This is a genomic window from Chroococcidiopsis sp. CCNUC1 (assembly GCF_023546805.1).
Taxonomy (GTDB): Bacteria; Cyanobacteriota; Cyanobacteriia; order Cyanobacteriales; family Chroococcidiopsidaceae; genus Chroococcidiopsis; species Chroococcidiopsis thermalis.
This window is the reverse complement of sequence record NZ_CP097480.1, coordinates 3096458-3122628: the sequence shown is the minus strand read 5'-3', so window position 1 is coordinate 3122628 and position 26171 is coordinate 3096458. Positions and strand designations below refer to the sequence as shown.

General features: G+C 44.0%; 22 protein-coding genes. 7 read left to right on the top strand and 15 right to left on the bottom strand.

All coding sequences use genetic code 11. The features are described 5' to 3' along the window. Positions 1-124: 124 nt before the first annotated feature. The 10 genes from M5J74_RS14600 to gloA form a co-directional block, all read right to left on the bottom strand. Entirely contained in the window at positions 125-928 is an 804-nt protein-coding gene (locus tag M5J74_RS14600; protein WP_015154812.1) for a family 16 glycosylhydrolase, read from the bottom strand. Positions 929-1472: 544 nt separating this feature from the next. Then, positions 1473-3029, bottom strand: coding sequence for a glycosyltransferase family 39 protein (locus M5J74_RS14595; RefSeq protein WP_250017075.1), 1557 nt, complete (start codon positions 3027-3029; stop codon positions 1473-1475). Between the two features lie 62 nt (positions 3030-3091). After that, a complete protein-coding gene (locus M5J74_RS14590; protein ID WP_250017073.1) occupies positions 3092-4138 on the bottom strand; it encodes a glycosyltransferase family 2 protein in 1047 nt (348 codons plus the stop codon). A gap of 90 nt (positions 4139-4228) precedes the next feature. After that, on the bottom strand, positions 4229-5254 hold the full coding sequence (locus M5J74_RS14585; RefSeq protein ID WP_250017071.1) for a glycosyltransferase family 2 protein: 1026 nt from the start codon (positions 5252-5254) through the stop codon (positions 4229-4231). 72 nt (positions 5255-5326) lie between these two features. Continuing rightward, the gene (locus tag M5J74_RS14580) at positions 5327-6604 is read right to left on the bottom strand and encodes a lipopolysaccharide biosynthesis protein (protein ID WP_250017069.1); all 1278 of its coding nucleotides are present in this window, start codon (positions 6602-6604) and stop codon (positions 5327-5329) included. 294 nt (positions 6605-6898) lie between these two features. Further along, positions 6899-7873: a glycosyltransferase gene (locus M5J74_RS14575; RefSeq protein WP_250017068.1), complete on the bottom strand. Its 975-nt coding sequence runs from the start codon at positions 7871-7873 to the stop codon at positions 6899-6901. 3 nt (positions 7874-7876) lie between these two features. Further along, positions 7877-9181: an O-antigen ligase gene (locus M5J74_RS14570; protein WP_015154806.1), complete on the bottom strand. Its 1305-nt coding sequence runs from the start codon at positions 9179-9181 to the stop codon at positions 7877-7879. A 125-nt stretch (positions 9182-9306) separates the two neighbouring features. Further along, on the bottom strand, positions 9307-10731 hold the full coding sequence (locus M5J74_RS14565) for a hypothetical protein (RefSeq protein ID WP_015154805.1): 1425 nt from the start codon (positions 10729-10731) through the stop codon (positions 9307-9309). Between the two features lie 552 nt (positions 10732-11283). Beyond that, positions 11284-13941, bottom strand: a complete 2658-nt coding sequence (clpB, locus tag M5J74_RS14560) for an ATP-dependent chaperone ClpB (RefSeq protein ID WP_015154804.1) — start codon at positions 13939-13941, stop codon at positions 11284-11286. A 258-nt stretch (positions 13942-14199) separates the two neighbouring features. Then, entirely contained in the window at positions 14200-14625 is a 426-nt protein-coding gene (gloA, locus tag M5J74_RS14555) for a lactoylglutathione lyase (protein WP_015154803.1), read from the bottom strand. Between the two features lie 370 nt (positions 14626-14995). Here gloA and eno point away from each other — a divergent pair, with 370 nt between their 5' ends. Continuing rightward, positions 14996-16285, top strand: a complete 1290-nt coding sequence (gene eno, locus M5J74_RS14550; protein WP_250017066.1) for a phosphopyruvate hydratase — start codon at positions 14996-14998, stop codon at positions 16283-16285. A gap of 88 nt (positions 16286-16373) precedes the next feature. Here the strand turns inward: eno and argC are convergent, their stop codons facing one another. Then, positions 16374-17432 carry an N-acetyl-gamma-glutamyl-phosphate reductase gene (argC, locus tag M5J74_RS14545; protein WP_015154801.1) on the bottom strand — a complete coding sequence of 353 codons (1059 nt, stop codon included), beginning with the start codon at positions 17430-17432 and terminating at the stop codon, positions 16374-16376. Positions 17433-17681: 249 nt separating this feature from the next. Here argC and M5J74_RS14540 point away from each other — a divergent pair, with 249 nt between their 5' ends. Further along, a complete protein-coding gene (locus M5J74_RS14540; RefSeq protein ID WP_250017064.1) occupies positions 17682-17867 on the top strand; it encodes a cell surface glycoprotein in 186 nt (61 codons plus the stop codon). A 66-nt stretch (positions 17868-17933) separates the two neighbouring features. Here M5J74_RS14540 and M5J74_RS14535 read toward each other — a convergent pair whose 3' ends face one another. The 3 genes from M5J74_RS14535 to M5J74_RS14525 form a co-directional block, all read right to left on the bottom strand. Then, positions 17934-19016, bottom strand: a complete 1083-nt coding sequence (locus M5J74_RS14535) for a hypothetical protein (RefSeq protein ID WP_146139891.1) — start codon at positions 19014-19016, stop codon at positions 17934-17936. Positions 19017-19074: 58 nt separating this feature from the next. Continuing rightward, on the bottom strand, positions 19075-20103 hold the full coding sequence (locus M5J74_RS14530; protein ID WP_015154799.1) for a two-component system response regulator: 1029 nt from the start codon (positions 20101-20103) through the stop codon (positions 19075-19077). A 452-nt stretch (positions 20104-20555) separates the two neighbouring features. Beyond that, a complete protein-coding gene (locus M5J74_RS14525) occupies positions 20556-21635 on the bottom strand; it encodes an ATP-dependent 6-phosphofructokinase (protein WP_015154798.1) in 1080 nt (359 codons plus the stop codon). Here M5J74_RS14525 and M5J74_RS14520 point away from each other — a divergent pair. The 3 genes from M5J74_RS14520 to M5J74_RS14510 all read left to right on the top strand — a co-directional run bounded on the left by M5J74_RS14520 (position 21561) and on the right by M5J74_RS14510 (position 24022). Further along, positions 21561-21809 (top strand): hypothetical protein, encoded by a 249-nt coding sequence (locus M5J74_RS14520; RefSeq protein WP_181824331.1) that lies wholly within the window; start codon positions 21561-21563, stop codon positions 21807-21809. The two genes, M5J74_RS14525 and M5J74_RS14520, sit on opposite strands and share 75 nt — an antisense overlap. A gap of 82 nt (positions 21810-21891) precedes the next feature. After that, a complete protein-coding gene (era, locus tag M5J74_RS14515) occupies positions 21892-22848 on the top strand; it encodes a GTPase Era (RefSeq protein ID WP_106218796.1) in 957 nt (318 codons plus the stop codon). An 85-nt stretch (positions 22849-22933) separates the two neighbouring features. Beyond that, entirely contained in the window at positions 22934-24022 is a 1089-nt protein-coding gene (locus tag M5J74_RS14510; RefSeq protein WP_250017062.1) for a PstS family phosphate ABC transporter substrate-binding protein, read from the top strand. A 43-nt stretch (positions 24023-24065) separates the two neighbouring features. Here M5J74_RS14510 and recR read toward each other — a convergent pair whose 3' ends face one another. Beyond that, positions 24066-24635 (bottom strand): recombination mediator RecR, encoded by a 570-nt coding sequence (gene recR / locus M5J74_RS14505; RefSeq protein ID WP_041463118.1) that lies wholly within the window; start codon positions 24633-24635, stop codon positions 24066-24068. Positions 24636-24660: 25 nt separating this feature from the next. Between recR and M5J74_RS32740 the strand changes: the two genes are divergently transcribed. Both M5J74_RS32740 and M5J74_RS14500 read left to right on the top strand, forming a co-directional pair. Continuing rightward, the gene (locus tag M5J74_RS32740; protein WP_256498792.1) at positions 24661-24783 is read left to right on the top strand and encodes a hypothetical protein; all 123 of its coding nucleotides are present in this window, start codon (positions 24661-24663) and stop codon (positions 24781-24783) included. A gap of 28 nt (positions 24784-24811) precedes the next feature. Next, positions 24812-26146 (top strand): aspartate aminotransferase family protein, encoded by a 1335-nt coding sequence (locus M5J74_RS14500; RefSeq protein WP_015154794.1) that lies wholly within the window; start codon positions 24812-24814, stop codon positions 26144-26146. The last annotated feature ends 25 nt before the right edge of the window (positions 26147-26171 follow it).

Sequence of the window (26171 nt, the reverse complement as noted above, 5' to 3'; positions counted from 1 at the left end):
GTGACCAGTGACCAGTTATCAGTGACCAGTGACCAGTTATCAGTGACCAGTTATCAGTGACTAGCGACCAATTACCAATTACCAATTACCAATTACCACTCAACTACTAATGACCAATGACAATCTAATTGCGTTGCCAAACTTTAATATGATCGATTTCTAGATTGTTTGGTAAAGGCGTAGAGTTGTCGGGAGGGCTATTCGTCCACGCTTTGCCGAGAGCAAGAGTTGCTGTAACGTACATTGCTTCGTCGGGAATATTGCCACTATTGGTGTAACGCCGCCGTTCGACACCATCCACGTACCAAACAAGTTTATCTGCTTCCCATAACAAGCCATATGTATGATAGCCGCCAGAAAAATCAATTCCACCCCACCAGCCAGATGATGATTCGTGAGCGCCACTACCGTTTTTATAGTGGATCGTCATGTGGACATTGTTTGTATTAGAACCCACAAATTCGGCAACATCTATTTCTGGGGGCCAGTTTTTGTTTTGCGATAACAACCATAGTGTGGGCCAGAAACCATTGCCTTTAGGCACTTTAGCGCGAAACTCCACGTAACCGTACTGAAAAGCAAACTTATCGTGAGATGCAATCATTCCAGAAGTGTAGTTTAAACCGTTAGACGGCTTTCGCTCTGCACGCAAACGTAAGATTCCACCTCCTACTGATACATTATTCGGGCTAAACCATTGCAAATCGCCAGCGCCGCCATTCGTACACCCATTGGGAGCCCAATAAAAACAGGGAGTCCACTTACCAGTATCTAATCCAGAACCGTTGAAGTCGTCGCTAAACTTGAGCTGCCAGTTACCAGCAGGAGGATCGGCTAGTGCTGCTGTGGGGCAACATACTATCATCAAGGCACTAAAAGCCAGCAAAACTTTGTCCTTCCAGTTACGCAACCGAAGGTTTTGTTGCATGTAAATATTTCCTTTTGATTCAATTTCAAGAGGAGATAGCAGTTGTTGATGAGCTATTGATTGCCGAAAAAACAAAAAGCTATCTCTTGACGCACCGTATTAATAAACCATTTCGATCGGTGTAGAGTCAAGAAAAAAATTTTTTTTGTGCAGTATTTATGCAGCTAAAGCGAAGTTTTATTTCTGGCAAACGAAAATACTAAGTAGGTGATTTAGCTTGCAACCCTTTCGTTATAGTGGTTGTATCGATCGCTTAGTTTACGAAACGAGTCGAAAATATAACCATAAATATCTAAATTACAAAATAGCCAATTTGTGATGTATTGATATTTATAAAAATTTATCAATTTCCGACTGAAAGAAATTACTGAATAGCCAAATATCGATTTATTGTTGTGTAAAGTTTTTCTTATTAAATTGATAAAATATTTTGAATATCTTGAAATTTCCAGCAAGGCTGTGGCTTTCAAGGGAACAAGGGAGAAGTCGCAAGTCACAATTTAAAAGCCTCTCACCTCTCGCTTCCGTTCCCTTTGACCAAAAACTACTTCTTCACGTAATGATAGATATCAAAATTAGTCAGTTGCAGATGAGATTCTAGTTTGTAAGACTTAGCCATTGAGCTTTCTAAATCAAAATTTCTTTTCTTTTCCCAAAAAGCTTGGTCGCTAATTGCAATAATTGCTGTGTTTGCATTTTTAGTAACGCGACTGACTTCTGCTGCTAACTTAGTTGTATCGAGTCCTAAGCCATCTATTGTTAAAGTATCGCCATAATAAGGTAGTAAATAAGGCACGCCGTACAGCAGTACGGATTTGGTATCTTGGCTATTATTCTTGCTTAGATATTGGGCAATTTCTCGGTAGTTTTCCCGCTGATATCTAGGTTCAAAATAGTAGTTGTAGTTTGCATATAAGTTGAGTAATAGTAACACTATAAAAGCGAGACGATATAAGTTTTCCCAGGTTTTTTTTCTAGGACTAAACCTAAGTACTATTGGTAATAGAAACGATAGGGGAATATAAATATAAAAAGAGTGTCGAGGTAGCCAATTAAATTTTGTCACAATTGCAAAGGCAAGTGCGATGATAAAAGCAGATACAAAGGTAGTCAGAAAAAAATTATCAATTGGACGATATTGTTTATATTCTGGCGATCGCGCTTTTAAGCCTCTGACAAGTCCGATAACAATAATACCAGCAACTAATCCAAACAGTAATAAAACAGGTAAATAATTGAAAATGAGTTGCAGGCGATCGCCACCACGCATCTGTTCGATTGGTGGACCGTAAGTTTCTCCAACTAATAAGCCGTAGAAAACAAAAGCTATATTCTGAATAACTGATTGATTCGATGGCGTGACGTGAACTTTTGTCGGATCGGTGGCTACAGGGGAAGCTAGATAAAATAATGCCGCAGGTACACAGGCAATTGCTACAGGTAGCCACCATTGCAGCCACCGCTTAATATTTTGAGAAACTAGCAGGTGAGCGATACACAGAGCGAGAGTATAAATTCCAATAAAAATGCTACAGAAAAGACCGACTGCTGTAGTGAGACAAAACAGCATCTGCGCGATCGCCGTACCTCTAACATTTTTTTGCGGTAAGATTTGACTGAGAAAATATAATTGTAGAGATGCTAAAAATAAGAGTAAAGTATACGCTCTCGTTTGCTGGCTGTAATAAACTCCGTAAGCACTAAACGATAAAAAGAGCGTTAACCATAGAGCGTGTTTCCTCCCGTAAAGTTGCCATGCAGTAGTAGACAAAACAACGATTGTGCCAATTCCTAGTAAAGCAGAAAGGGAGCGAACGGCAAATTCGCTACTACCGAATAATTGTCGCCAAAAGTGTAATACTAAATAATAAAACGGCTGAAAGCGATCGCCCGTATCTGTATTAACAATCGTGGCAATAATATCTTGAATGCTCGTGCCGTCAGAATAATATAAACTAGCACCCTCATCCAGCCATAAACTCTTATCTGGCAAAAGGAAAAATCGCAGGAAAATGCCGATTGCAAGAGTTAAGCCAATAATTAGATAGTACTTAAAATTAGAGGATTTAATGCGTTCTAGTGACGTTCTTTGTAACAACATAAGATAAGTGGTATATAACTTTGTAGAGACGTTACATGTAACGTCTCTACACTGGTAACTGATTAGCTTCCAACTTCTATTTCGCGATCGCGGTGAATGCGGTTTTTTTGCCAAGTTCCCATCGATTGAGCTGCCAAAGCCTCAATCTGACGATAAATCGAGGTGGGGAGTAACCACAGCAGATAAGCAGCAGCCAGTGTCATCAGCGTGCGACGGGGATCTGTCAAGACAATACCCCAGTGAGTTGCTAAGGCTCGGTGCATGAGCTTCACAGCGATCGCACCTGCTTTGAGACGGATGGCACTACGAGCCAAATAACGCATGTGATATGCCTTAGCAGGTTTCTCCCACTCAGAGATCAATTCCGGTGCATAGGAGCGGGTTTTTTCGATAACTTGCTCTAGGTATTCTAGTTGCTTGAGCAGATTGGCTGAGAGTCCGCCAGAGTTGACGCGATACAAAGTGAGAGCTTCGGGAATGCCAGCAAATTGCCACTGAGTTTGGCTCGCAATCCGCAGCCAGCATTCAACATCTTCTGCTTGGCGAAAGCGCTCGTCGAAATAATATGTTTCTGGGAATTTTTCTGAAGTTCCGTGAAGATTATCGGTAAAGGCGATCGCATCGAGAGTTTCTCGACGCAACACCGCCGCCGAACCATTACCTACAGGATTATCGCACAGCAAGCACTCTGTGGAAATATTTTCTAGCTGCGGCATGAGATAAGTCCCCAAGCGATTTCCCATTTCATCAATTAAAGCCGAACGACTGAAACTCACTCCCACATGAGGAGAGTTGTTTAAATGCTCCACATGTTTTTCTAGTTTAGAAGGCAACCATAAATCGTCTCCGTCTAAAAAAGCAATATACTCTCCTTGAGCGTGACGAATACCTGTGTTTCTCGCTCCCGCCAAGCCTCGGTTGCGTTGGCGAATAATCTGAATTCTGGGGTCAGTAAATTGCTGACAAATTGCTACACATCGATCTGGAGACTCGTCATCAACAATCAAGATCTCTAAATTTTTGTAAGTCTGGTCTAACACTGACTGAACTGTGGCACTGATATATTTCTCACAACGGAAAACTGCAATTACCACAGAAACTTGTTTCATATTACTTCCTTATCAGTTATCAGTGACTGGTGAGTAGTCACTAGACATGAAAAATTAATTCACTAGCCAATAGCCACGAACTACTAACTACTATTCTCTTAATTCTTGAAGAATTCTTCGTTTTTGATTCGAGCCTGTTATCTGAAGCGCTAAAGATTGGATTTGATGATAAGTAGACTTAGGCAATAGCCAAAGCAAATAAGCAGATGCTAAAGTCATTACCGTTCGCCGTGGTTCCTCAAACAAAATTGACCTATATATAGATAGAGCTTTGTGAGAAAATTCGACGGCGGTGGAGCCTGCGGATAAAGTCACAGCTCGACGTGCTAGATGTCGGAGTTGATAAGCCATAGCTGGTTTTTCCCACTCAGCCATCATCTCTGGTGAGGTGTAGGCACGTGCTTTCTCTAACATAGTTTCCCAAGAGCTTAGTTTCTTATACAATTGGGCAGAAAATCCTTTGGGATTCACGCGGTACAAAGTTAAAGCTTCTGCTAATCCTTCAAGTTGCCAATCTGTTTTTAGCATCATTCGCAGCCAACATTCTACATCTTCTGACGGGTGTAAGCTGCGATCGCGATCGAAATAAGAGACTTCTCCTGACTCAGGCTCGACAAACTGAATTGCTGCTAACAATTCTTTACGAATCACGGGAACTGAACCATTTCCAATTGGCGTGCGACACAACAGATCGAGGGGCGTAATATCTGTTAATTTAGACATTTGATAAATCCCCAAAGGTTTATCTGCTTCGTCGATAAAAGCCGAACGACTAAAACTGACTCCCACTTTTGGCGAACTATCTAGGTGTTCGACGTGTTTTTCCAGCTTGTGAGGAACCCAAAGATCGTCTCCGTCTAAAAATGCTATGTATTCCCCCTTAGCCTGACGAATTCCCGTGTTTCGAGCTGCTGCAACTCCTTGATTTTGCTGGCGAATAATTTTAATCCGGGGATCGGTAAACTGTTGGCAAATTTCGTGACTGCGATCGGTGGAACCATCGTCAACAATTAATAATTCAAAATTTTTGTATGTTTGTGCCAATACAGAGCTTACCGTCTTTGCAATATATTTTTCGACTTGATAAACCGGAATGATGACAGTAACTAATTTCATATTTCAGAGCTTGGTAATTGGTAATTGGTAATTGGTAATTGGTAATTTCTGGAAGCCATCAACTATCAACCATTAAGATTGACGCAATACATGGCGGTTTGTCCAAATCGTAAACAAGGGAAGAAAGAGCATGTGAACGATTAAAACTGCTGCTGCAACACCGATAACCTGCCAATGGACTCCAATTAACAAAGAGAGAGCAAACACAGTCGTAAAAGCTAGATTCCAATATAAATCTAAATTGGGTTTGCCTACAGCTACTAATAATTGCGAAGCAGCATCGGCGAAGGGTCTGGGAATTGCTGACAAGCAAATTAATACCAGCACGGGAATAGCAACTATCCACTGACGACCAAAAATAATTGGTACGTACCAATAAGCTAGGCTAGATTGAAGAATAACTAAAGGAAAGATAATTAGAGTAATAATTTTAAGTGCGCTGTAATAAGATTTACTTAATTCCAACATGCTAGCTTTAGCTTTACATAGATGTGGTAAAATCGCTGTATTGATTGCTGTGACTATACTCAGGCTAATTCCCAATCCAGCATTGAACCCAAAAAAATAAATTCCTAATTCTTTAATACCTAAGAACCTACCAATTATTAAATAATCTAAGTTATTTCTTAGCGCCTTGAGAAATTGCACGCCACAGATATTTTTACCAAAATCTAAAATCGATCGCCAAGCTTTTGTCGTAAATTTAGCAGTAGGATGCCAAGCGTAACTTTTACGATAAATAATAATTTCCAGCGGAGTCACCAAAATCCAAGGTAAAACGAACGCCCAGATTCCCCAGCCGCGAATAGCAAATAGGGCAGATAAGAAATAACTAGCGAGATTTCTCACAACAGCAGCGATCGCGCACACTTTAAGTCGATTTTCGCGAACGATTAAAGCAGATTGGATCGCGGCAAAAGGCCACATTAAATAGGGTATACCAGCAATACAAATGGGTAGAATTAAATCGATTTCGCGAGTCAGGCGATCGCGATAAAACCAAGCAATAGGAAAAGCAAGTAGGCATTGAGCAAAAAATAAGCCTGTAAAGATACTCCAGTTTAACCAATAACCGGAGTTACAAATAGTATCTAATTCTTGGCGATCGCATTGAATTATTTTGGCACTTACCCCAATCTCCATAAAAACTCGCATAAACTCATTGACTGTAGAAACAATTGCCGCTAAGCCGTAGTCATAAGGAGTCAAAAAACGAGCTAAAATTACTGTCAATCCGAGGCGAAAAATCCGAGAAATAATTTCTGCCAAACCTAACCAGCTGAGATTGCGAACGAACCGATTTGAAAGTTTTTGAGGCAGCCTAGATAGAATAGCTGATAGGATAGGCATTGAGTGTATAAACTATTTTTCATAATTCCAGCTCGAATGAGATTCAGTGCAGGCGATCGCTGGATAGTCTCCTATTCAATATATAGTTGATATAGCTATTATTTCCTACAATAACATCATCAATCTTAAAGAAAGCTAGTAATTTATTACTCAGCTATAGCTGAATTTTCATTGTAGACAAATGCCGAATTTACAAATTATACTTAAGTTGCTACAGCGCCACTATGCAAACACAGTTACTAAACGGCACAGTTATGTAAGCATATAATTATTTAAATATATTTAAATATATAATTATGCGGCGGTGTTATCTTGAAGGTAGCTAGCGCGAATTCGAGTAATTTTCTGAAGTAAATAATTAGCAAGTTTAGGTGATAGTAGTTGAATCAGCAGTAATTTTACGAGTAGTGTTTGGACTTTTCTATTGATTAATATTCGAGGTTGTAACTGAATAGCCATTTGCAACTTGTGCCAAGCCACTCCCGCTGCTGTTGCACCAGGAATTTTAGTTAGGTATAAGTGGGCTAAATATCGATAAAGATGAGCCAAGCTTTGATTTTTCAAAAATTGTAACTGAGCGGGGGCTAATTGAAAGGCTCGGTCAATAACTCGAATCGCATCTTTCTCCATCACCTCAATTTTGGCAGAAGCCGAACCAGCGGTTTGACGGTAAAAAATTTGAGTTTTAGGAACGACTACAAAATTATACTTAGCTGCTAAACGGAGATACAAATCCCATTCTTCTGCATGAGTTAGAGTTGAATCGAATTCACCAACATCTGCTAAAGCAGTTCGGCGAATCAAAGGATTTGAGCCGCTTAAGAGAAAATTAGTTTTCAATAATTCTGCATAGACATTACCCTCAAAATATATGGGGCGATCGTCATGAAAAAACTTGCCTTGCCGATCCATGAAGCACGTCCAACTATAGGCAACTCCTGCGGCTGGATGTTGCTGTAATGCTGCTAATTGAAGTTCTAATTTATCTGGTGTCCACAGATCGTCAGCATCGATAAAGGTGATATATTCGCCAGTAGACAGAGAAATACCGCGATTGCGGGCAACTGATACGCCACCGTTTTCATAGGAAGCTACTTGAATCCGAGGGTCTCGAACGGTTTGGATTAATTCGAGCGTGCGATCGCTAGACCCATCGTCAATAACTATTAACTCAAAATCTGTAAAAGTTTGTTTTTGAATCGAAGCAATTGTTTCTAGAATAGTATTTTGAGAATTGTATGCAGGTACAATAACTGAGATTGTAGGCATGTCTTAACTCTTGAATGAGAGGGTTCTTGTTTGGCGATCGGCAAAAATTGGTACGTCTTCCTTAAAAGCTATTCCCGTTAGAATTAACCCTTGCCAATAAAGATAGGATGCCAACTGAATATCTACAGCAGCTGTGGCAATTAGTAAGACCAAATAAATATTTAACGCAGTTTTAGCGATCGCGCTTTTCCTAGCTTTCAGAGTTAACTCGACAAAACCCCAGACGATCGCAAATGTAAAGGCAAGAAAACCTACAACTCCATGCAAATAAAATAAATCGGGCCAATGATTGTGAGTCCCGATCGGCATATGTTCTGTATATTTTGGTCCTTTCTCTTCGACAACTCCATGACCCCAAATTGGTGCTTCCATCCAACGATTCATCGTCACTTCAGCTAGGCGTTTTCTGACAACTTCAGAACTCCGACGAACGCCACTAATTACCCGATCCCAAGCCGTTTGCATTAGCTCGATCAGTTGAGGCGCAATCATGCCTATCACAACGCTGAGTAGACCTACGATCAGTTGAATGTACCAACCAAAATTAGTCAACAACCAAGAGGCGATCGGCACGACAACCAGACAAACAATTGTCGATCGCGAACCAGAACCTACGACCATTGCCGCGCCTCCGATCGTGCCAATCCAACGCCATTTTTTATTTGCTTCTTGACTGGATAAAAAGAAATAAATATTCCCAATAATACCTAAATTATTCGCAAAGTTAGCAAACAAACGCAAACGAAATTGTCGAGCTTCACCAAAGTCTCCACCAACATCAAATAAATTAACAGTATAAAAACTAGCAGAACCGCGAAATGCAACTAGGGGAGAAACATAAGAAAAGCTCGGTATCCGTAATAAATACATAAAATAACAAATCGTCGCTAAAATTAAGCTCTGCAAGCAAAGAATACAAGCAGCTCGATAAATGACTTGCGGACGAATTTTTAGGCATCCTGCTAGAGGAAATAATGCCATTAAAGCCCAACTTCGCGCCCAGTTGTTGACCGTGGTAAAAACAAACTTTGGTATCCCTAGATCGAATTCCATATGGGACATAAAGATTGTTAGCTCTATGAATAACATGCCAACAATCCATATCCATACAGATAGCGGAATACTAATTTTTTCTGACTCTGGTGTGTCTTTTGTTTGGAACCACCATCTTTTAAAGGCACACCCTGCCAAGATAAATCCTAGTGCTGGAATCCAAACGAGTTGCGCACCCAAAAAATAAATGGGATACGTCAGAATTATGGTATACCAGACCAATTTTTCCTCAAAGTTTTGAGGTTTAACGCTCATGGGATTTTCCTTAAGGGAGCAGAGAGCGATCGAGTAGGGAGCAGAGAGTAGGGAACGTGTCAATATGAATTGCAAATTCGGAATTCCGAATTCCGAATTCCGAATTTTCCTCACGCACCACTCTTTTACCCCTCCACAATCCGATGATGGGTCTTGCGTTCTAGTTCTAGCATCGTCATCCGTCTTTGTCGCAGCCAGAATGCGAGTATACCTGCGCTGACAAATAGAGAACCGCCAGTTGCGCCAAGTAAAATAAACATCCTTTTCGGCGAACTTGGAGATTTTGGCAAGTTCGGTTCTGCCACAATTTGTAGTAAGGGATAGGAACCAAAGGCGTTTGACCTAATGATATCTAAGTTGGCAAGAGTAGAAGAGAACACTGCCTCAGATACTTGTAGTTCGCGCCTGAGAGCTTCTAAAGTCGTTTCTTTTTGCGATAAAGTACGGAGGCGGTTTTCTAATTGCAAGATTTGCTGTTCGGTTTCTTTGGCTTGAGATTGCAAGCCGCGATTCTCGGCTTGAGCATCGACGAGCGCTTGGAAGAGGTTTTCTCGCGCCGAACCGTTACTGGTATTAAGGTTAAGTTGTTGAATGAGATCTTGGCTGACTGGTCGTCCGAGTAACGACTCGCTACGGACAAGCATTGCTTTAGCTGCTGCATCGCGCTTATTTTGCTCTGCAACAATCGTAGGATGATCGGGTAAAAATCTGGCGCTCAGCGTCACCAAATTGGCGCTAGTTTCACTGTAGTTTTTTAAGTTTTGCTGAAATATTTGATCTGTTTGCAACACGAAGGCATTAGCAGCATCCTGTTCCGAGAGGTTTAAATTAGCTGCCAGTTGTTGTAAGCGAGAACTCGATTGTTGCTGTTGAGCGACAATTTCAGCTCGTTGTTTGCGTAAAGCTTCAATATTGTCAGAGAGAGCTTTGAGCTGATCGCTAGAGTTCAAGCCAGAGATTGCTTTGTAGTCGGAAAGCCGCTTTTGAGCCATTTCTAGCTTGCGCTGGGAAGAACTTAAAGCAGATTGGAAACTGGCATCGCGTTGAATGAATTCTTGGACTCTGAGTTCGTTGACTCTTGCCTGGATTGCTCTATAAAGAGCGTAAGATTTGTCCCGTGCTTCTTCAGGATTGTCTCCTGTCATTTGAAATTCGATAATGCTAGTACTGTCGCCAATCTTGACTTTAGGTTTGCCAAACTCTTGAGGAGATATATCCATTTGAGTAGCAGCAATCTGAATTACGGCATCGCTTTCCGCAAGAAATTTATAATTCTGTCTGGGATCTTGAGTACTAATGCTGTAGGGAGAGGAGCTGTCTAAAGAAGTCTGTCCGATCTCTGGAAGGGATACTCTAGCTTGAGCAGCAGTTCCTGGCACGTTAACAGCCCATCCACTCGTATAGGTTGGAGCTTTAAGCTTTAAATACGCTAAAGCCGAACACCAAATGGCAGCATTAGCCAATATACCAATCAGTAAATAGGGAGACCAATGGACTTGCTGTAGTCTTGACTTGGGAAACGGGCGAGAAATTGTCACGGATTCAGTCATTCAGCAATCCTCCTAGCAGATGTTTCAAATGATACATTTTTTACAAAAATAACTAGCTGCTACGCAAACTTTAACTATAAAAAATTACTCCGTCTCAACCTCTCGCCTGTATTTCATTACACCTACTCTAAAAACATAATTTCTCAGTCCTGGGTATGAATGTGAACTAATACTAAATAGTTAGTACAGATCTGCCAGCCAGCCAAGTGTTGCCTCAGATTATAGACTAACTCCTAATTTCTCTGACAGTTACAAATCTTAATTTACCCTGAAATATGTTTTTGTGACTAAAAGAGCGAAAATCATCTAAATTTTCCCCGGTTTTAGTGGTTTCTTTATCCTATTTGAAGTGAGTCAGGAGGACAGGAGTATAGATCTCTCCTGTGAAAAGTCAAGCGATACGGAGTATATTTAACAACATAGATTGCAATAAAAAGTCGTTCTCAATTAGCAAATTTTTAGTGAATACCCGATTTAAAAAGCATTCACTGAGGCGATCGCCACTAAATTGCTAACTAAAAACAACGAGAAAATTTCAGTGTTGTTTATGACTTAATTTGTATCAGGCTTAGAAAGAGCTGGCGCATAGGTAACAACTGAGCGTTGACGCTGGAAAGAAAGAGCGCCATCCTGGCAATCGACTTGAATGGTGTCGCCTTCGGTAAAAGTCCCCTCTAATAATTTAGTTGCCAGAGGATTTTCTAGGTAGCGTTGGATGGCTCGTTTGAGCGGACGAGCGCCATATACGGGGTCATAGCCGATATCTACCAAGTAATCTTGAGCTGCTGGCGATAGCACGATGCCAATTTTTTGCTCGTCGAGCAGTCTTTGGACTCGTTTGAGCTGAATGCTGACAATTTGCCGTAACTGGCTGCGATCGAGGGGGTGGAAAATAATCAGGTCATCAACGCGGTTGAGAAATTCGGGGCGGAAGTGCGATCGCAGTGCCTCTAAAACTTGCCGTTGTACCTGTTCGTAGTCGGTATCATCTCCAGATAAATCGAGAATGCGATCGCTACCAATATTACTCGTCATGACGATCACCGTGTTGCGGCAGTCAATGACTCTACCCTGAGAATCCGTAATTCGTCCGTCATCCAACACTTGAAGCAGAATATTAAATACATCTGGGTGGGCTTTTTCCACCTCATCTAGCAACACCACAGAATAGGGACGACGACGGATCGCTTCTGAGAGTTGCCCTCCTTCTTCGTAACCAACGTAACCAGGAGGCGCACCCACTAGGCGGGAAACCGAATGTTTTTCCATGTATTCGGACATGTCCAAGCGGACTAAAGCATCGTCGGCATCAAATAAAAACTGTGCCAATGCTCGCGCTAATTCTGTTTTACCTACTCCCGTCGGACCCATGAACAAAAAAGAACCGATGGGACGACCGGGATCTTTCATCCCTGCCCGAGCGCGGCGAATAGCTGCTGCTACAGCCGATACAGCCTCAGATTGACCGACTACCCTAGCGTGGAGGTGGCTTTCGAGTTGGAGTAATTTCTGGCGTTCTGACTCTAACAGGCGATTGATTGGAATACCCGTCCACTTAGCAACGATCTCAGCAATATCAGCCTCGGAGACTTCTTCTCGCAACAGTGTAGAACCCTGGCTTTGAATTTCTATTAGTAGAGTTTCTTTCGCTTCGCGATCGCGCTGTACTCCTTCTAGCTGCCCGTATTTCAGCCGCGCTGCCGTGTTGAGATCGTAGGCGCGTTCTGCCTGTTCGATCTGTACCCGCAAAGATTCTTCTTCTTTTTTCAAAGCCCCGATCGCGTCGAGGATCTGTTTTTCACCCTGCCACTGAGAGTTTAATTCCTGTTGTTTTTGCGTTAATGTAGAAATTTCTTGCTCGATCCGTTCCAAGCGTTCTTTGGTAATGGCGGCGCGTTGGTCTTCACCTGCGATCGAGAGTTTTTCCATCTCTAGCTGCATTAAACGGCGATCGATGATTTCTAGTTCTGTGGGCTTAGAAGTGATCTCCATTTTCAGTTGGGCAGCAGCTTCATCGACGAGATCGATCGCCTTATCGGGTAAAAAGCGATCGGTGATGTAGCGGTGGGAAAGAGTCGCTGCTGCAACCAAAGCAGAATCAGTAATTTTGACGCTGTGATGTGCTTCGTATCGTTCTTTCAAGCCTCGGAGAATCGAAATTGTCGTTTCTACCGAGGGTTGATCGACAAAGACTTGTTGGAAGCGGCGTTCTAAGGCTGCGTCTTTTTCAATATACTTGCGGTACTCATCTAAAGTCGTCGCGCCAATACAGCGTAACTCTCCCCGCGCCAGCATTGGTTTGAGCAAGTTTCCCGCATCCATTGCGCCTTGAGTCGTGCCACCCGCACCGACAACAGTGTGTAATTCGTCGATAAATAAGACGATTTGTCCGTTAGATTCGGTAACTTCCCGTAATACAGCCCGCAAACGGTCTTCAAATTCGCCGCGATATTTTGCCCCAGCAATCAAGCTACCCATGTCGAGAGTAATGAGCTGCCTGTTTTTGAGAGATTCAGGGACATCGCCTTTGATAATTCTTTGCGCTAACCCTTCCGCGATCGCGGTTTTCCCCACACCAGGTTCGCCAATCAAGACAGGATTATTTTTCGTGCGGCGAGACAATACCTGAATCACGCGCCGCACCTCATCGTCTCTACCAATGACGGGATCGAGCTTGCCAACCTTTGCCTGTTCTGTCAGGTCGCGCCCAAATTTTTCTAAAGCTTCGTAGCGTGCTTCGGGGGTTCGGTCTATGACCTTTTGATTGCCACGAATCGCCTTAATTGCCGCTTCTAGCTTTGCCGTATCGAGATTGAAGCCTTTGCACACCCTACGCCCGATCCGTTCGTCTTCCCCAAACGCTATCAGCAGGTGTTCGACTGAAACGTGTTGGTCTTGCCAGTTCGTTCTAATCGCATCTGTCCGGTCGAGCATCAGATCCAAATTTCGACCCAAATAAAGCTGACTGCTTTTACCCACTTTCGGCTGTCGCTTGGCAAAAGCTTCAAGCTGCTGATTCATTGCTGCGGGATCGACACCAGCTTTAGTCAGAATCCGATTAGCCAGCCCTTTTGGTTGTTCTAAAAGTGCGATCGCGAGGTGTTCGACCTCCAGTTGTTGTTGCTGAAAACGTTGAACCATCAAATCCTGAGAATTGACGATCGCTTCCCAGGCTTCTTCGGTGAACTTGTTAGGGTCGGTGGGCTGCATCTTAACGATTTTAGATTTTAAATTGGCGATTTTAGATTTAGAAAGAAAATACCATCTAGTGCTGATGGTGCGATCGCTATTAGCCTATCCTATTTTGGGAGTCGGGAGTCGGGAGTCGGGAGTCGGGAGTCGTGAAGAAAGAAGGGTGTGGGGTGTAGGGTGTAGTGTTTTTTTCTCCGCGACTCTCCGCGACTCTCCCTCAGCTCTCTCTTGTCCCCCTTGTCTTCCCCCTCTCCCCTGTCCGACGTATACCTCAGCCTACTGTGACACTAACTCCTTCTGGGGAGTAGCAGATTCTCTAGAACTGAGTTGGATCAGCTCTACTTTGTAGCCGTCGGGATCTTCAACAAAAGCAATGACTGTAGAACCGTGCTTCATCGGTCCTGGTTCTCGTACTACTTTACCGCCACGAGCTTTAATTTCTTCACAAGTGCCGTAAATGTCATCAACGCCAATCGCGATATGACCGTAAGCATCACCTAAGTTGTACTTCTCTGTGTCCCAATTGTGGGTGAGTTCGAGAACGGTGTGGTCTGCCTCGTCACCATAGCCTACAAAAGCCAGGGTAAACTTACCGCCTGGATAGTCTTTCTGGCGCAGCAACTTCATGCCCAAAAGTTCGCAGTAAAACTTGAGAGATGCTTCCAAGTTACCGACGCGAAGCATTGTGTGTAGTAATCGCATTAAGTGACTCCAAATTTCAGCATCGATCTCTATTCTAGGGAATGGGGAGTCGGGAGCAGTTATCAGTGACCAGTGACCGGTGACCAGTTAACCAACAACCAACAACTATCAACTGTCAACCGTCAACCAACAACTAATGACAAATGATAAATGACGAATGACAACCAATTTCGTGTCAAATGATCCTTAACATCGTACCCATCAGCCTGTAAAATTCCTATCCTGACTCAAATGAAGTGAGTAGTGAGCAGTGAGTAGTAAGTAGAACCAGTGAGGAGTGACTAGTGACAAGAATTGAGTCCAGCCACTAGCCACCAGCCACTAGCCACTGATAACTGATAACTGATAACTGAAAAAGGAGCTACGCAGCATGATCGATACAATAGACAGCGCTATAGACAACATTATTGCTAGAGAAATTCTCGACTCGCGGGGTCGCCCTACTGTCGAGGCGGAAGTACATTTAATTGGGGGAGTGGTGGGACTCGCCCAGGTTCCCAGTGGGGCTTCTACAGGAACTTTTGAGGCGCACGAACTTCGAGATGACGACAAGAGCCGTTATGGGGGTAAAGGGGTACTCAAGGCGGTGGAAAATGTCAATTCGGCGATCGCTCCACAACTATCTCAAATGGATGTCTTGAACCAAGAAGCTATCGATCGCGCCATGATCGCTCTAGATGGCTCTCCAAATAAAGCCAACCTGGGAGCAAATGCGATTTTATCGGTGTCTTTGGCGGCGGCGAAGGCAGGAGCGGAGTTACTCGGAATTCCTTTGTATCGCTATCTCGGGGGTCCTTTAGCCAACGTGCTACCCGTACCTTTGATGAACGTGATCAATGGTGGCGCTCATGCGGCAAATAATATCGATTTTCAAGAATTCATGATCGTTCCCGTTGGTGCGCCTTCATTTCGAGAGGCACTACGTTGGGGGGCGGAAGTTTTTGCAGCTTTGAGTAAGGTATTGGACGACAAAGGATTGCTCACTGGTGTGGGCGATGAAGGCGGTTTTGCGCCTAATTTGGAGTCGAATCAGGTAGCTCTAGAAATACTAATGAGCGCGATCGCCAAAGCTGGATATAAACCTGGGGAGGAAGTTGCATTAGCCTTGGACGTAGCCGCCAGCGAGTTTTATAAAGATGGGCAGTATGTCTATGACGGCGCAGCTCACGCGCCCACTGAGTTTATCGAGTATTTGGCTAAACTAGTCGGTGAATACCCAATTGTCTCAATTGAAGATGGGTTACATGAGGAAGATTGGCAGCACTGGCAGTTGTTAACTGAAAAAATTGGCGATCGCGTTCAACTGGTAGGCGACGATCTATTTGTGACTAATGCCACCCGCCTGCAAAAAGGGATCGAAACCAAAGCAGGAAATGCTATCTTGATCAAGCTGAATCAAATTGGTTCGCTGACGGAAACTTTAGAAACCATCGATCTAGCTACCCGTAACGGTTTTCGCTCGATTATCAGCCATCGTTCGGGAGAAACAGAAGACACGACGATCGCTGACTTAGCTGTAGCAACACGCGCAGGTCAGATTAAAACTGGTTCTCTCTGTCGCAGCGAACGGGTAGCAAAATATAATCGCCTATTGCGTATTGAAGACGAACTTGGCGATCGCGCTGTTTATGCTGGAACTGTGAAGATGGGACCGAAGTAGGGATTGGTAATTGGTAATTGGTAGTTGGTAATTGGTAGTTGGTAATTACTACCAATTGCTGACTGTTACCCATTACCCATTACCAAAATTAGGGATAAAACCCTAGCTTAGGTAGTCCTAAACTCTCGTCCCAACCCATCATGATGTTGAGGCATTGAATTGCTTGTCCGGCTTGTCCTTTGATCAAGTTATCGATCGCTGATAAGACGATGACTCTACCGGTACGGGGATCGGTTTCGATACCGATGTAGCAGAGATTGCTGCCGCACGCCCACTTAGTTTGGGGATAGATGCCACTGTCGCAAATTGTTACCCAAGGGCAATTGCGATAAAAAGCTCTGTAGATGGTAATTAAGTCTTCTCTAACTAACCCAGGATCGCGTAGAGTGGCGTAGACGGTGGCGAGGATACCGCGTACCATCGGGACTAAGTGAGGAGTAAATTGCACTAACACTTGATGTCCAGCCAAATCGCTGCAAACTTGCTCGATTTCTGGCGTATGACGGTGACGGGCAACGCCATAAGCAGCAAAGGAGTTATCTGCTTCTGCCAGCAACAGTCCAGTTTTTGCCTGTCTACCACCCCCAGACGTGCCGGATTTTGCATCGACGATCGCGGTTTCAGGTACGATTAAGCCTTGTTTTAGTAGGGGTGCAAGTGCTAACAAACTGGCGGTGGGATAGCAGCCAGGACAACCGATCAGTTGGCTTTCGGCAATGCGATCGCGATACAGTTCTGGCAAGCCATAAACTGCTTTTGTTGCCACAGCTATGTCTTGCCGCTGTTTGCCGTACCAGATTTGATAAGTTTCTAAATCGCTAAATCTATAATCGGCAGATAAATCGAGAACTTTACAACCTTTATCGACCAACTGAGGAGCCATATCGCAAGCAAAACCATTGGGGAGTGAGAGAAAGACTACCTCACACCTTGCCGCGATCGCTTCTGGATCGACAGATTCGATTGGCTGCGCTACCCGATGAGCTAAGTGGGGGTATATATCAGCAAACGATTTGCCAGCACTGCTATCGCCACCCAAGTAGACGAGTTCTACTTCAGGATGATCCATCAACAATCTGACTAATTGCACCCCGCCATAGCCTGACGCGCCAACAATTCCTACCGATACGCGCCCTTCTTTACCCATGACAATCAATCCTGATGAAATACATTTTTATGACTCGATTGCGATCGGGCTTTGACAATTGGCGATCGCCAACTGCTCTTAGCCTCGGAAATGGATTTGTAAACTAGGAAAAAAAATTAACTTTCGCTGCATTGTAGTACTAAAAGGGAAATCTCGTTGCAACAATTTTTTCAAATCTTGACGTAAGCCGTGGGGTGAGTTATCAGTTACGCCAAAATAGCCGTTTTGTAACGCAAGAAAGGGTGTAGGGTGTGGGGACAAGGGAGACAAGGGAGACAAGGGGGAACTCGCTCTTCCCCACGACCGAAGGGAGTGGGGATTAGGGGGCGAAGGGGGACAAGGAAGCAGGTGAGCTTTGTGTGCAGGTGGGAAGGTGGGCTTCAGGTGCAACAACCACCCATTACCCATTACCCATTACCCATTACCAACTACTAATTCCCTACACCCTACATCCCACACCCTTTCTTCACGCTCTTACTGACAACTGCTCCCAACAGGTAATCAAATTTCCTGTAGCAGTTTTTGCGGATCGACTTGCGCAGCCATTTCTTGCTTTTTTAATTCAATTGCTTTTAGTTCATCTAATTGCCTGAGAATTTTTTCACCCACATTTTCTGGCAGTACTTGAGCAATACGCGAGGTTTCGTATTCTATAGAAATCATTCTAATAATTTGACAATATCCGTATAATAATTCTTCCGATAATTTAATTTGTTGTGCGATTTTGTCGATCCCTTTGCTCGTAATGTCAATTTGACGACTATATAATTCCTGTTGCGCACTTAACATTTTTTGCTGTAAATTTTTTAAGCGTCGAATCAATTTTTTATTAGCATTTAACTCTTGTTGCAGCTTGAGAATCTGTTGCTCCATCTCATGTTTTTGCGATAGCAATTGTTGCTCAGAGGTGAGCCTACCTAACTCTTGGCGATCGCGCTCTTTGAGTCTTTGACGCATAGTTGCATAGGTTCCTATGCCTGCCGCTGTAGGTGCAGCCGCAGCTAATAGCAGTTTATTGGTTGTAGGATTTAGAATGCATAACGGTACGGTAATGGCTAGAGCAAACTTACTAATATTAAAAGCTAGAGATTTCGCTCTTGCTCCTGGTTTTCTTAAAAGATAATTTTCGCCTGTATGAGAATTTTCTAGCCACAGCAAATCTTTTAAAACCTTACCTTGCATCAGATAAAGCAAAAGTAGTTTATCTCCAGCTACAGCTGATATTCTTTCCTCTCGTCCTAAAGTAGAAAAATCTAGTGCTTGCAGCAGATTATTTTTGTATAGATTCCCTACATCGTACAACCGCAATTGATAAACACGTCTGTATTCTGGTTGCTTATTATATTTACTGCGATACGATGATTCTAGATATGAATTAAAGCTAGCAACTTCGGTGCGTACTAAGGCATATCTATAGTCACACTTGAGACATATACCTTCGAGAAAGTCTTCATCGCATTCTTCAAAGCTGGGAAAATAGACAGAATGACGACAAGCCGGACAGGAAATTTGCAGTGTCATGGAAGGAGCTAGGGGCGATCGTGAGAGCTGAGAGACTGTAGGGCAGAACTCTTTTTGAAGCATGAGGATTGAAAAAGATTGAAAAAGGCTGAGGAAATCTTTCTTTTTCTTCAAAAAAAGTCTAGCCTCTAGCCCTTAATCCCTCGATCCTAACCCCAAGTCCCTCCAGAGAGGTTGCGGGGATGGCAGTTGAGTTAATAAAGTTGATAAACTGTTGTACGAGTTCGGGATTGCGCCATCCTCGATTGGTTTCTGCAACCAAAACTTTTAATGCTTCTTCCTGAGACAGCGCGCGTTTGTATGGGCGATCGCTAGTCAGAGCATCATAAATATCAATAATTTGAAATACTTGGGCGAGATAAGGAATCTGTTCTCCAACTAGTTGATAGGGATAACCAGAACCGTCCCAGCGCTCGTGATGGTGCAAAACAATTGGAATCACCCCTCGCATCGTCCGTAGAGGTTGACAGATTCTCTCACCAATCAAAACGTGCTGTCGCATCACTTCCCACTCTTTGGGATTTAGTTTTCCAGTCTTCAGCAGCACGGCATCGGGAATGCCAACCTTACCAATATCGTGTAAATAACTACCCCACATCAAATCCCGTCTCTGAGGGCGGGACAGATTGAGATAGCCACCGAAAGCATCGCTCAAGTTTACCAAGCGTTCGCAGTGATCGCCAGTATTGGGATCGCGGCTTTCCACTGCTCTAGCAATGGAAAATAACACTTGCGAAGCATGATCTAAATCTTCATTCAAACGCTTTTGACGCACCAAGGATTTGACGCGGGCAGCTAATTCCAGGCGATCGAAAGGTTTGCTTAAAAAATCATCTCCCCCAGCTTCAATCCCACGAATTCTAGCTTGTCTATCGTTTAAAGCTGTGATAAAAATGACTGGGATCAACCTTGTCTGTTCGTCCTGCTTCAGTTGGCAACAAACTTCAAATCCATCCATTTCTGGCATCATTACATCCAGTAGGATTAGATCCGGTTGACCTTGACTGACGGACTCTAGCGCTGACGAGCCGCTATCTGCCTCTAAAACTTCGTACCCCTCTACCGAGAGAATAGCTACAGCCGTCATACGACTAGCTGGATGGTCGTCAACTACCAGGATTTTAGGCGGAGCTAGATCGAAGCTGTTCACTCAATATACCTGTATTATTATCTACAATCTGAAGTCTGTGTGAAGTCTGTTGGAAGGACAACAAGCTAGACGGAACAATCCGTCAAAAGTCACAGACTCATCAGTGAGATTGTTTCATTTTGTCAAAAAATATCTGAATTATACCGGAAAAGTTTTAATAAATTAACTTTAGTTTATCTTTGAGGCATTAGCCACGTATGGTTAATTCTACCTCTGCTTTCGCAACTTCTGCTTTCAGATTTTACTTTCACAACATACAGCACTTTTCTCAACTACTCACTCTTACCATTCTAGAGTTTAGGTGAGAAAAGACATAGTGGATACCAGTTTTTGAACCGTCTATAGCCACGCATTCGCAAGTCAACTCCACACCCCACAATCCATTCGCCGATAACTTTGTAGAGACGTTACATGTAACGTCTCTACACTGATAACTGATAACTAATAACTGACTAATGCTCGTCGCCTAAACAAATACCCAAACCACGGGCAGTTTTGACCAGTGTACCGTGAGGATTGACTGCGCGGTATTGGGCGATCGCCTCGGGAATAGGAACGCTGACAACTTGCCGTTTTTGCCACGTTACCATGTGGTCGTACTGTGCTTCGGCGATCAAATCGACAGCCGCAACACCAAAAGCAGAGGCAATTACCCGTTCTAGTGGTGACGGCGTACCACCTCGTTGAACGTGTCCTAGTACTGTGACTCGCGTTTCTGCTCCAATCCGAGTGCAAATTTCGTCAGCTAAATATTGACCGATGCCACCATAGCGACATTGTCCCAAGCGATCGGTGGACATGACGCATACACCTGTTTCCGTCCGCACCGCTTCCGATACGACGACGAGAGAATAATTTTTCCCCTGTTCTTGTCTTTCTTTAATCGTGTAACAGACGCGCTCGACAGTGTAAGGAATTTCTGGGACTAAAATCACATCAGCACCACCAGCAATCCCCGCACTGATGGCGATATGTCCTGCATCGCGTCCCATAACTTCTAAAATCATTACGCGGGAATGACTGGCAGCCGTAAAATGCAACCGATCTAAAGCTTCAGTGGCGATACTTACAGCAGTATCAAAACCGATTGAAAGTTCGGTTACGCCGACATCATTGTCAATCGTTTTAGGAATTGCTACCAGGTTGAGATTTCCTTGTTGGGCAAGGCGACGTAAAATCGCCATACTACCGTCGCCACCAATGCCAATCATGGCATCCAAGCCTAATTGGTGGTAGCCAGCAATAATGTCTTCCGAGCGATCGCGGATAGTCCCGTCTGGCATCGGAAAAGCAAAAGGATCGCCTTTATTGGTCGTTCCTAAAATTGTCCCACCAGCTACGAGCAATCCATCAACTTTGTCAATTTCTAAGGCGATCGCTTGTGGTGGTTGAGCCATCAATCCTAAAGTGGCTTGTCGAATTCCAAATACCTCCCAGCCATAAGTACCGACAGCGCGATGCACCACGGCACGAATCGCGGCATTCAAACCCGCACAATCTCCACCACTGGTCAAAATTCCAATTCTTTTCATTCAGTTATTAGTTATCAGTTAACAGGGAGCAGGGAGCAGGGAGCAGGGAGCAGGGGGACAAGGGGGACAAGGGGGACAAGGGGGACAGGGGAGTTGGGGGAGAAAAACCACGCACCACGCACCACGCATCACACCTGCATCAACACGCGCCACTCTACCAAAGCAGTACATTAGACTGAAACAGGTAGCATCGATCTTAATTACAATTTGATTTTAGATTTCTTTATTTTTTGCAATATTAAGCTAGTTCTAGGCAGTGATTAATTCAGATAACGATTCTTTTGATTTTTCGGATGCATTAACTATTCCCCAAGCCCCGCCTGGTTATAAATCTGGCTTTATTGGGATTATCGGTCGTCCTAATGTTGGTAAATCGACGTTGATGAATCAACTTGTAGGGCAAAAAATTGCAATTACTTCTCCAGTCGCGCAGACAACGCGCAACCGCTTGCGAGGAATTTTGACCACACCCGCAGCTCAATTTATTTTTGTCGATACGCCAGGAATTCATAAACCCCATCATCAGTTGGGAGAAGTGTTAGTCAAAAATGCTCAGATTGCGATTGATTCTGTCGATGTAGTCTTGTTTGTGGTCGATGGTTCTCAAGTTGCTGGGGGAGGCGATCGCTTTATTATCGAGTTGCTAACTCAGACACAAACCCCTGTAGTTCTAGGGCTGAACAAAATCGACCGGCGATCGACTAATACTGAAGATTTGGATCGTTCTTACCAAGAAATCGCTAAATCTTACCAATGGCAGATGCTAAAATTTTCAGCTCTCAATGGTGAGGGATTAGAAGCCTTACAACAGGCAATTGTAGAATGTTTGGAGCCTGGTCCTTATTATTATCCTCCCGACTTAGTTACAGACCAGCCAGAACGTTTTATTATGGGAGAATTAATTCGCGAACAAATTTTATTGCTAACACGGGATGAAGTTCCTCACTCGGTAGCAATTACTATTGACAAAGTGGAGGAAGCTCCTAATATTACCCGTGTATTTGCGACTATTCATATCGAGCGAGATTCTCAAAAAGGAATTCTGATCGGTAAGGGAGGAGCAATGCTCAAAGCGATCGGTAGCGCTGCTCGCGAACAAATTCAAAAGCTAATCGCCGGGAAAGTTTATTTAGAACTATTTGTAAAAGTACAACCAAAATGGAGGCAATCTCGGCTCAGACTATCAGAATTTGGTTACAAAGTAGAAGAATAGTTGGTAATGGGTAATGGGTCATTGGTAGTTGCTCCCTTGTCCCCCTTGTCTTCCTTGTCTCTCCCTGCTCCCTGATAACTAAAACATGTTTGAAAAATCCAATCAGACTCCACTCAAGAAAAATAAAGATGTTGTCCTATTAATTAAAGGATTAATTATTGGCAAAGTTCTGACCTTGCTGGTTATTGGTGGTTTGTTGTGGTGGCTAAAACCTCAATTGTGGAGCAGCGCTACTGCTACAAATCAAACTTCAGAAAATCCAGTAGCAACAACAAATGGTTCTACATACGATCGCACGACAGGTGTACCATCAGGTACGTTTAACTATGGTGGTAGTGCTGCATGGATACCAATCCGCCAAGTGGTTGACGCTCAGATTCAGCAAGCACGCCCAGAACTTCAATTGCGCTATATCCAGCCGCCTAATGGTAATTTGAGTTCTAGTGTGGGAATACAGATGTTGCTCGACGGGAAATTAGATTTTGCCCACTCCTCTCGTCCGCTAACAGCAGCAGAAAAAGCACTGGCACAAAAGCAAGGATTGACACTGGCAGAAATTCCAATTGCGATGGATGGGATCGCCGCCGTCGTTCATCCCTCATTGCAAATTTCTGGTTTAACCGTAGAGCAGTTGCAGCAAATTTATCAAGGCAAAATTACCAACTGGAGTCAGTTAGGTGGGGAAAACTTGCCAATCGTACCATACACTCGTCATCCTCAAGATGGTAGTCCGGTTGCAATCTTTTCTACGTCAGAGCAAGCTTTTGGGACAAACGTACGCTCTGTCAACTCCACAACAGCCGCCTTGCGTTTAGTTAATCAGACTCCAGGTGCAATCTATTATGCTTCTGCCCGTGCGGTCGTGCATCAATGCGGGGTCAAGCCAATTCCCTTGGGAGAGAATAGCGATCGCTTCGTCGCTCCCTATCGCGAACCGCTATCTCAACCTTGCCCTAATCAGCGTCATCAACCAAACTTAGCAGCTTTTGCTGATGGCAGCTACCCCCTAACTCGTAATTTATACGCGATCGTCAAGCAAGATGGAGGTAGGGCGCAACAAGCAGGAGAGGCTTACACCAAACTCCTCCTTTCTGACCAAGGACAACAAGCCATCCGACAAGCTGGCTTCGTGCAAGCAGCAGCCTCTACCGCACAAAACAAACTAGCTAACTAACAAATCTTTAATTCCGAATTCCGAATTCCGAATTCCGAATTCCCTAATCTAGTTCCCGCCGCCCTTCTAAAGCTCTTGCTAACGTCACCTCGTCAGCGTATTCTAAATCGCCACCTACGGGTAAACCAAAGGCGATTCGCGTCACTTTTGTGAATGGTTTGAGGAGTTGACCGACATACAGCGTTGTCGTCTCTCCTTCCACGCTAGGACCAATTGCTAAAATCACTTCCTTGGGTTGTTGTTGACTCACCCGTTGTACCAGCGATTGAACTGTTAGCTGTTCGGGTCCGATGCCATCCATCGGTGAAATGACTCCCCCCAAAACGTGATATTTGCCGTGATATTCCCTAGTTTTTTCCAAAGCAATCACGTCGCGGGAGTCAGCCACAACACAAATTGTATTATTGTCGCGGTTAGAGTTACGGCAGATCTCGCAAACGGGTTCGGCTGAGAGATGAAAGCAAACTTTACACAAACCCACTTGTTTTTTTGCTTCTAACAAAGCCTGTGCTAAGGCTTCAACTTCTGCTTCTGGACGCTTCAAAATATGTAGAGCAAGGCGCTGAGCGGTCTTGGGACCGACTCCTGGCAAGCGCTGCAACTGCTCGATCAAACGAGCCAAAGGACGTGCGTAAACCGTGATTTTATCTCCTGCGATCGCTTTTTTATTTTATCAGTTATTAGTGAGTGGTGCGTGGTGCGCGATCGGCAGCCAATTAGCAATTACCAATTACCACTTACCAATGCGATTTAATATGTAAATGAGCTTTCAGCCCCCCGATTAAATCTATGGAATTAGCAACTACTACCAATCTTCCCAGCAGCGATTTAGATGCCTTTTGGATGCCGTTTACGGCTAATCGTCAGTTCAAGGCTAGTCCCCGTTTGTTAGTGGCGGCTGAGGGGATGTATTACACCACATCTGACGGACGGCAGATAATTGATGGTACGGCGGGGTTATGGTGCGTCAATGCGGGTCACGGTCGCCGAGAAATTGCCGATGCGGTACAAAAACAGGTAATGCAGTTGGATTTTGCTCCGACGTTTCAGATGGGACATCCAGCACCGTTTGAATTGGCAACACGGCTAGTAGAACTGTTACCTGGAGATTTGAATCGCGTTTTTTTTACGAATTCTGGTTCGGAATCTGTCGATACGGCTTTGAAAATTGCGATCGCCTATCATCGGCTTAAAGGTCAAGGGGCGCGGCAAAGACTAATTGGTAGAGAACGCGGCTATCACGGGGTCAATTTTGGTGGTACGGCGGTGGGAGGCACGGGAGCAAACCGCAAGTTATTCGGCAACATCGTAACTGGAATCGATCATTTATCCCACACTCATAATTTAGAACATAACGCCTTTACTCGCGGACAACCTAAGTGGGGCGAGCATTTAGCTAACGAGTTAGATCGGTTGGTAACGTTACACGATGCCTCAACCATTGCTGCTGTTATTGTGGAACCAGTTGCAGGATCGACAGGAGTTTTGCTACCACCAGTCGGATATTTGCAAAAGTTACGCCAAATTTGCGATAAACACGGCATTTTACTGATTTTTGATGAAGTGATTACGGGTTTTGGACGTTTGGGTAAGCCATTTGCTGCTGATTATTTTGGAGTCATACCAGACATAATTACGGTGGCAAAAGGAATTACCAACGCGACTGTGCCGATGGGAGCGGTATTCGTGCGCGAGGAAATCTATCAAACCTTTGTCCAGGGAATAGAAAACGGGATTGAATTTTTCCACGGCTACACCTACTCCGGTCATCCCGTCGCCTGTGCTGCGTCTCTGGCTACGTTAGATATATACAAAAAAGAAGGATTGCTGACTCGCGTATCAGAAATTGCGGATTACTGGGAAAATGCCGTCCACAGTTTGCGCGGTTTACCCCATGTTATCGATTTACGCAATTTGGGATTGGTAGGAGCGATCGAACTAGAATCAATTCCAGGCAAACCAGGAGCAAGGGGATATGAAACTTTTGTCAAATGCTATCAGCAAGGGGCATTAGTCAGAGCAGCGGGAGATAATATTGCGCTGTCGCCACCGCTGATTATTGAAAAGCAGCATATCGACGAACTATTTGGCGTGGTAACGGATGTGTTGAAGCAATTAGCGTGATGATTACATAGACTGTAGGGGCGCA

Coding starts and splice junctions, on each gene's coding strand:
- M5J74_RS14525 (WP_015154798.1), bottom strand. CDS start 21,635: ATGAAAAGAATTGGAATTTTGACCAGTGGTGGAGATTGTGCGGGTTTG.
- eno (WP_250017066.1), top strand. CDS start 14,996: ATGATCGATACAATAGACAGCGCTATAGACAACATTATTGCTAGAGAA.
- M5J74_RS14520 (WP_181824331.1), top strand. CDS start 21,561: ATGCACCACGGCACGAATCGCGGCATTCAAACCCGCACAATCTCCACC.
- M5J74_RS14570 (WP_015154806.1), bottom strand. CDS start 9,181: ATGAGCGTTAAACCTCAAAACTTTGAGGAAAAATTGGTCTGGTATACC.
- clpB (WP_015154804.1), bottom strand. CDS start 13,941: ATGCAGCCCACCGACCCTAACAAGTTCACCGAAGAAGCCTGGGAAGCG.
- M5J74_RS14535 (WP_146139891.1), bottom strand. CDS start 19,016: ATGCTTCAAAAAGAGTTCTGCCCTACAGTCTCTCAGCTCTCACGATCG.
- M5J74_RS14585 (WP_250017071.1), bottom strand. CDS start 5,254: ATGAAATTAGTTACTGTCATCATTCCGGTTTATCAAGTCGAAAAATAT.
- M5J74_RS14510 (WP_250017062.1), top strand. CDS start 22,934: ATGTTTGAAAAATCCAATCAGACTCCACTCAAGAAAAATAAAGATGTT.
- argC (WP_015154801.1), bottom strand. CDS start 17,432: ATGGGTAAAGAAGGGCGCGTATCGGTAGGAATTGTTGGCGCGTCAGGC.
- M5J74_RS14500 (WP_015154794.1), top strand. CDS start 24,812: ATGGAATTAGCAACTACTACCAATCTTCCCAGCAGCGATTTAGATGCC.
- M5J74_RS14595 (WP_250017075.1), bottom strand. CDS start 3,029: ATGTTGTTACAAAGAACGTCACTAGAACGCATTAAATCCTCTAATTTT.
- M5J74_RS14580 (WP_250017069.1), bottom strand. CDS start 6,604: ATGCCTATCCTATCAGCTATTCTATCTAGGCTGCCTCAAAAACTTTCA.
- M5J74_RS14575 (WP_250017068.1), bottom strand. CDS start 7,873: ATGCCTACAATCTCAGTTATTGTACCTGCATACAATTCTCAAAATACT.
- M5J74_RS14600 (WP_015154812.1), bottom strand. CDS start 928: ATGCAACAAAACCTTCGGTTGCGTAACTGGAAGGACAAAGTTTTGCTG.
- M5J74_RS14590 (WP_250017073.1), bottom strand. CDS start 4,138: ATGAAACAAGTTTCTGTGGTAATTGCAGTTTTCCGTTGTGAGAAATAT.
- M5J74_RS14565 (WP_015154805.1), bottom strand. CDS start 10,731: ATGACTGAATCCGTGACAATTTCTCGCCCGTTTCCCAAGTCAAGACTA.
- gloA (WP_015154803.1), bottom strand. CDS start 14,625: ATGCGATTACTACACACAATGCTTCGCGTCGGTAACTTGGAAGCATCT.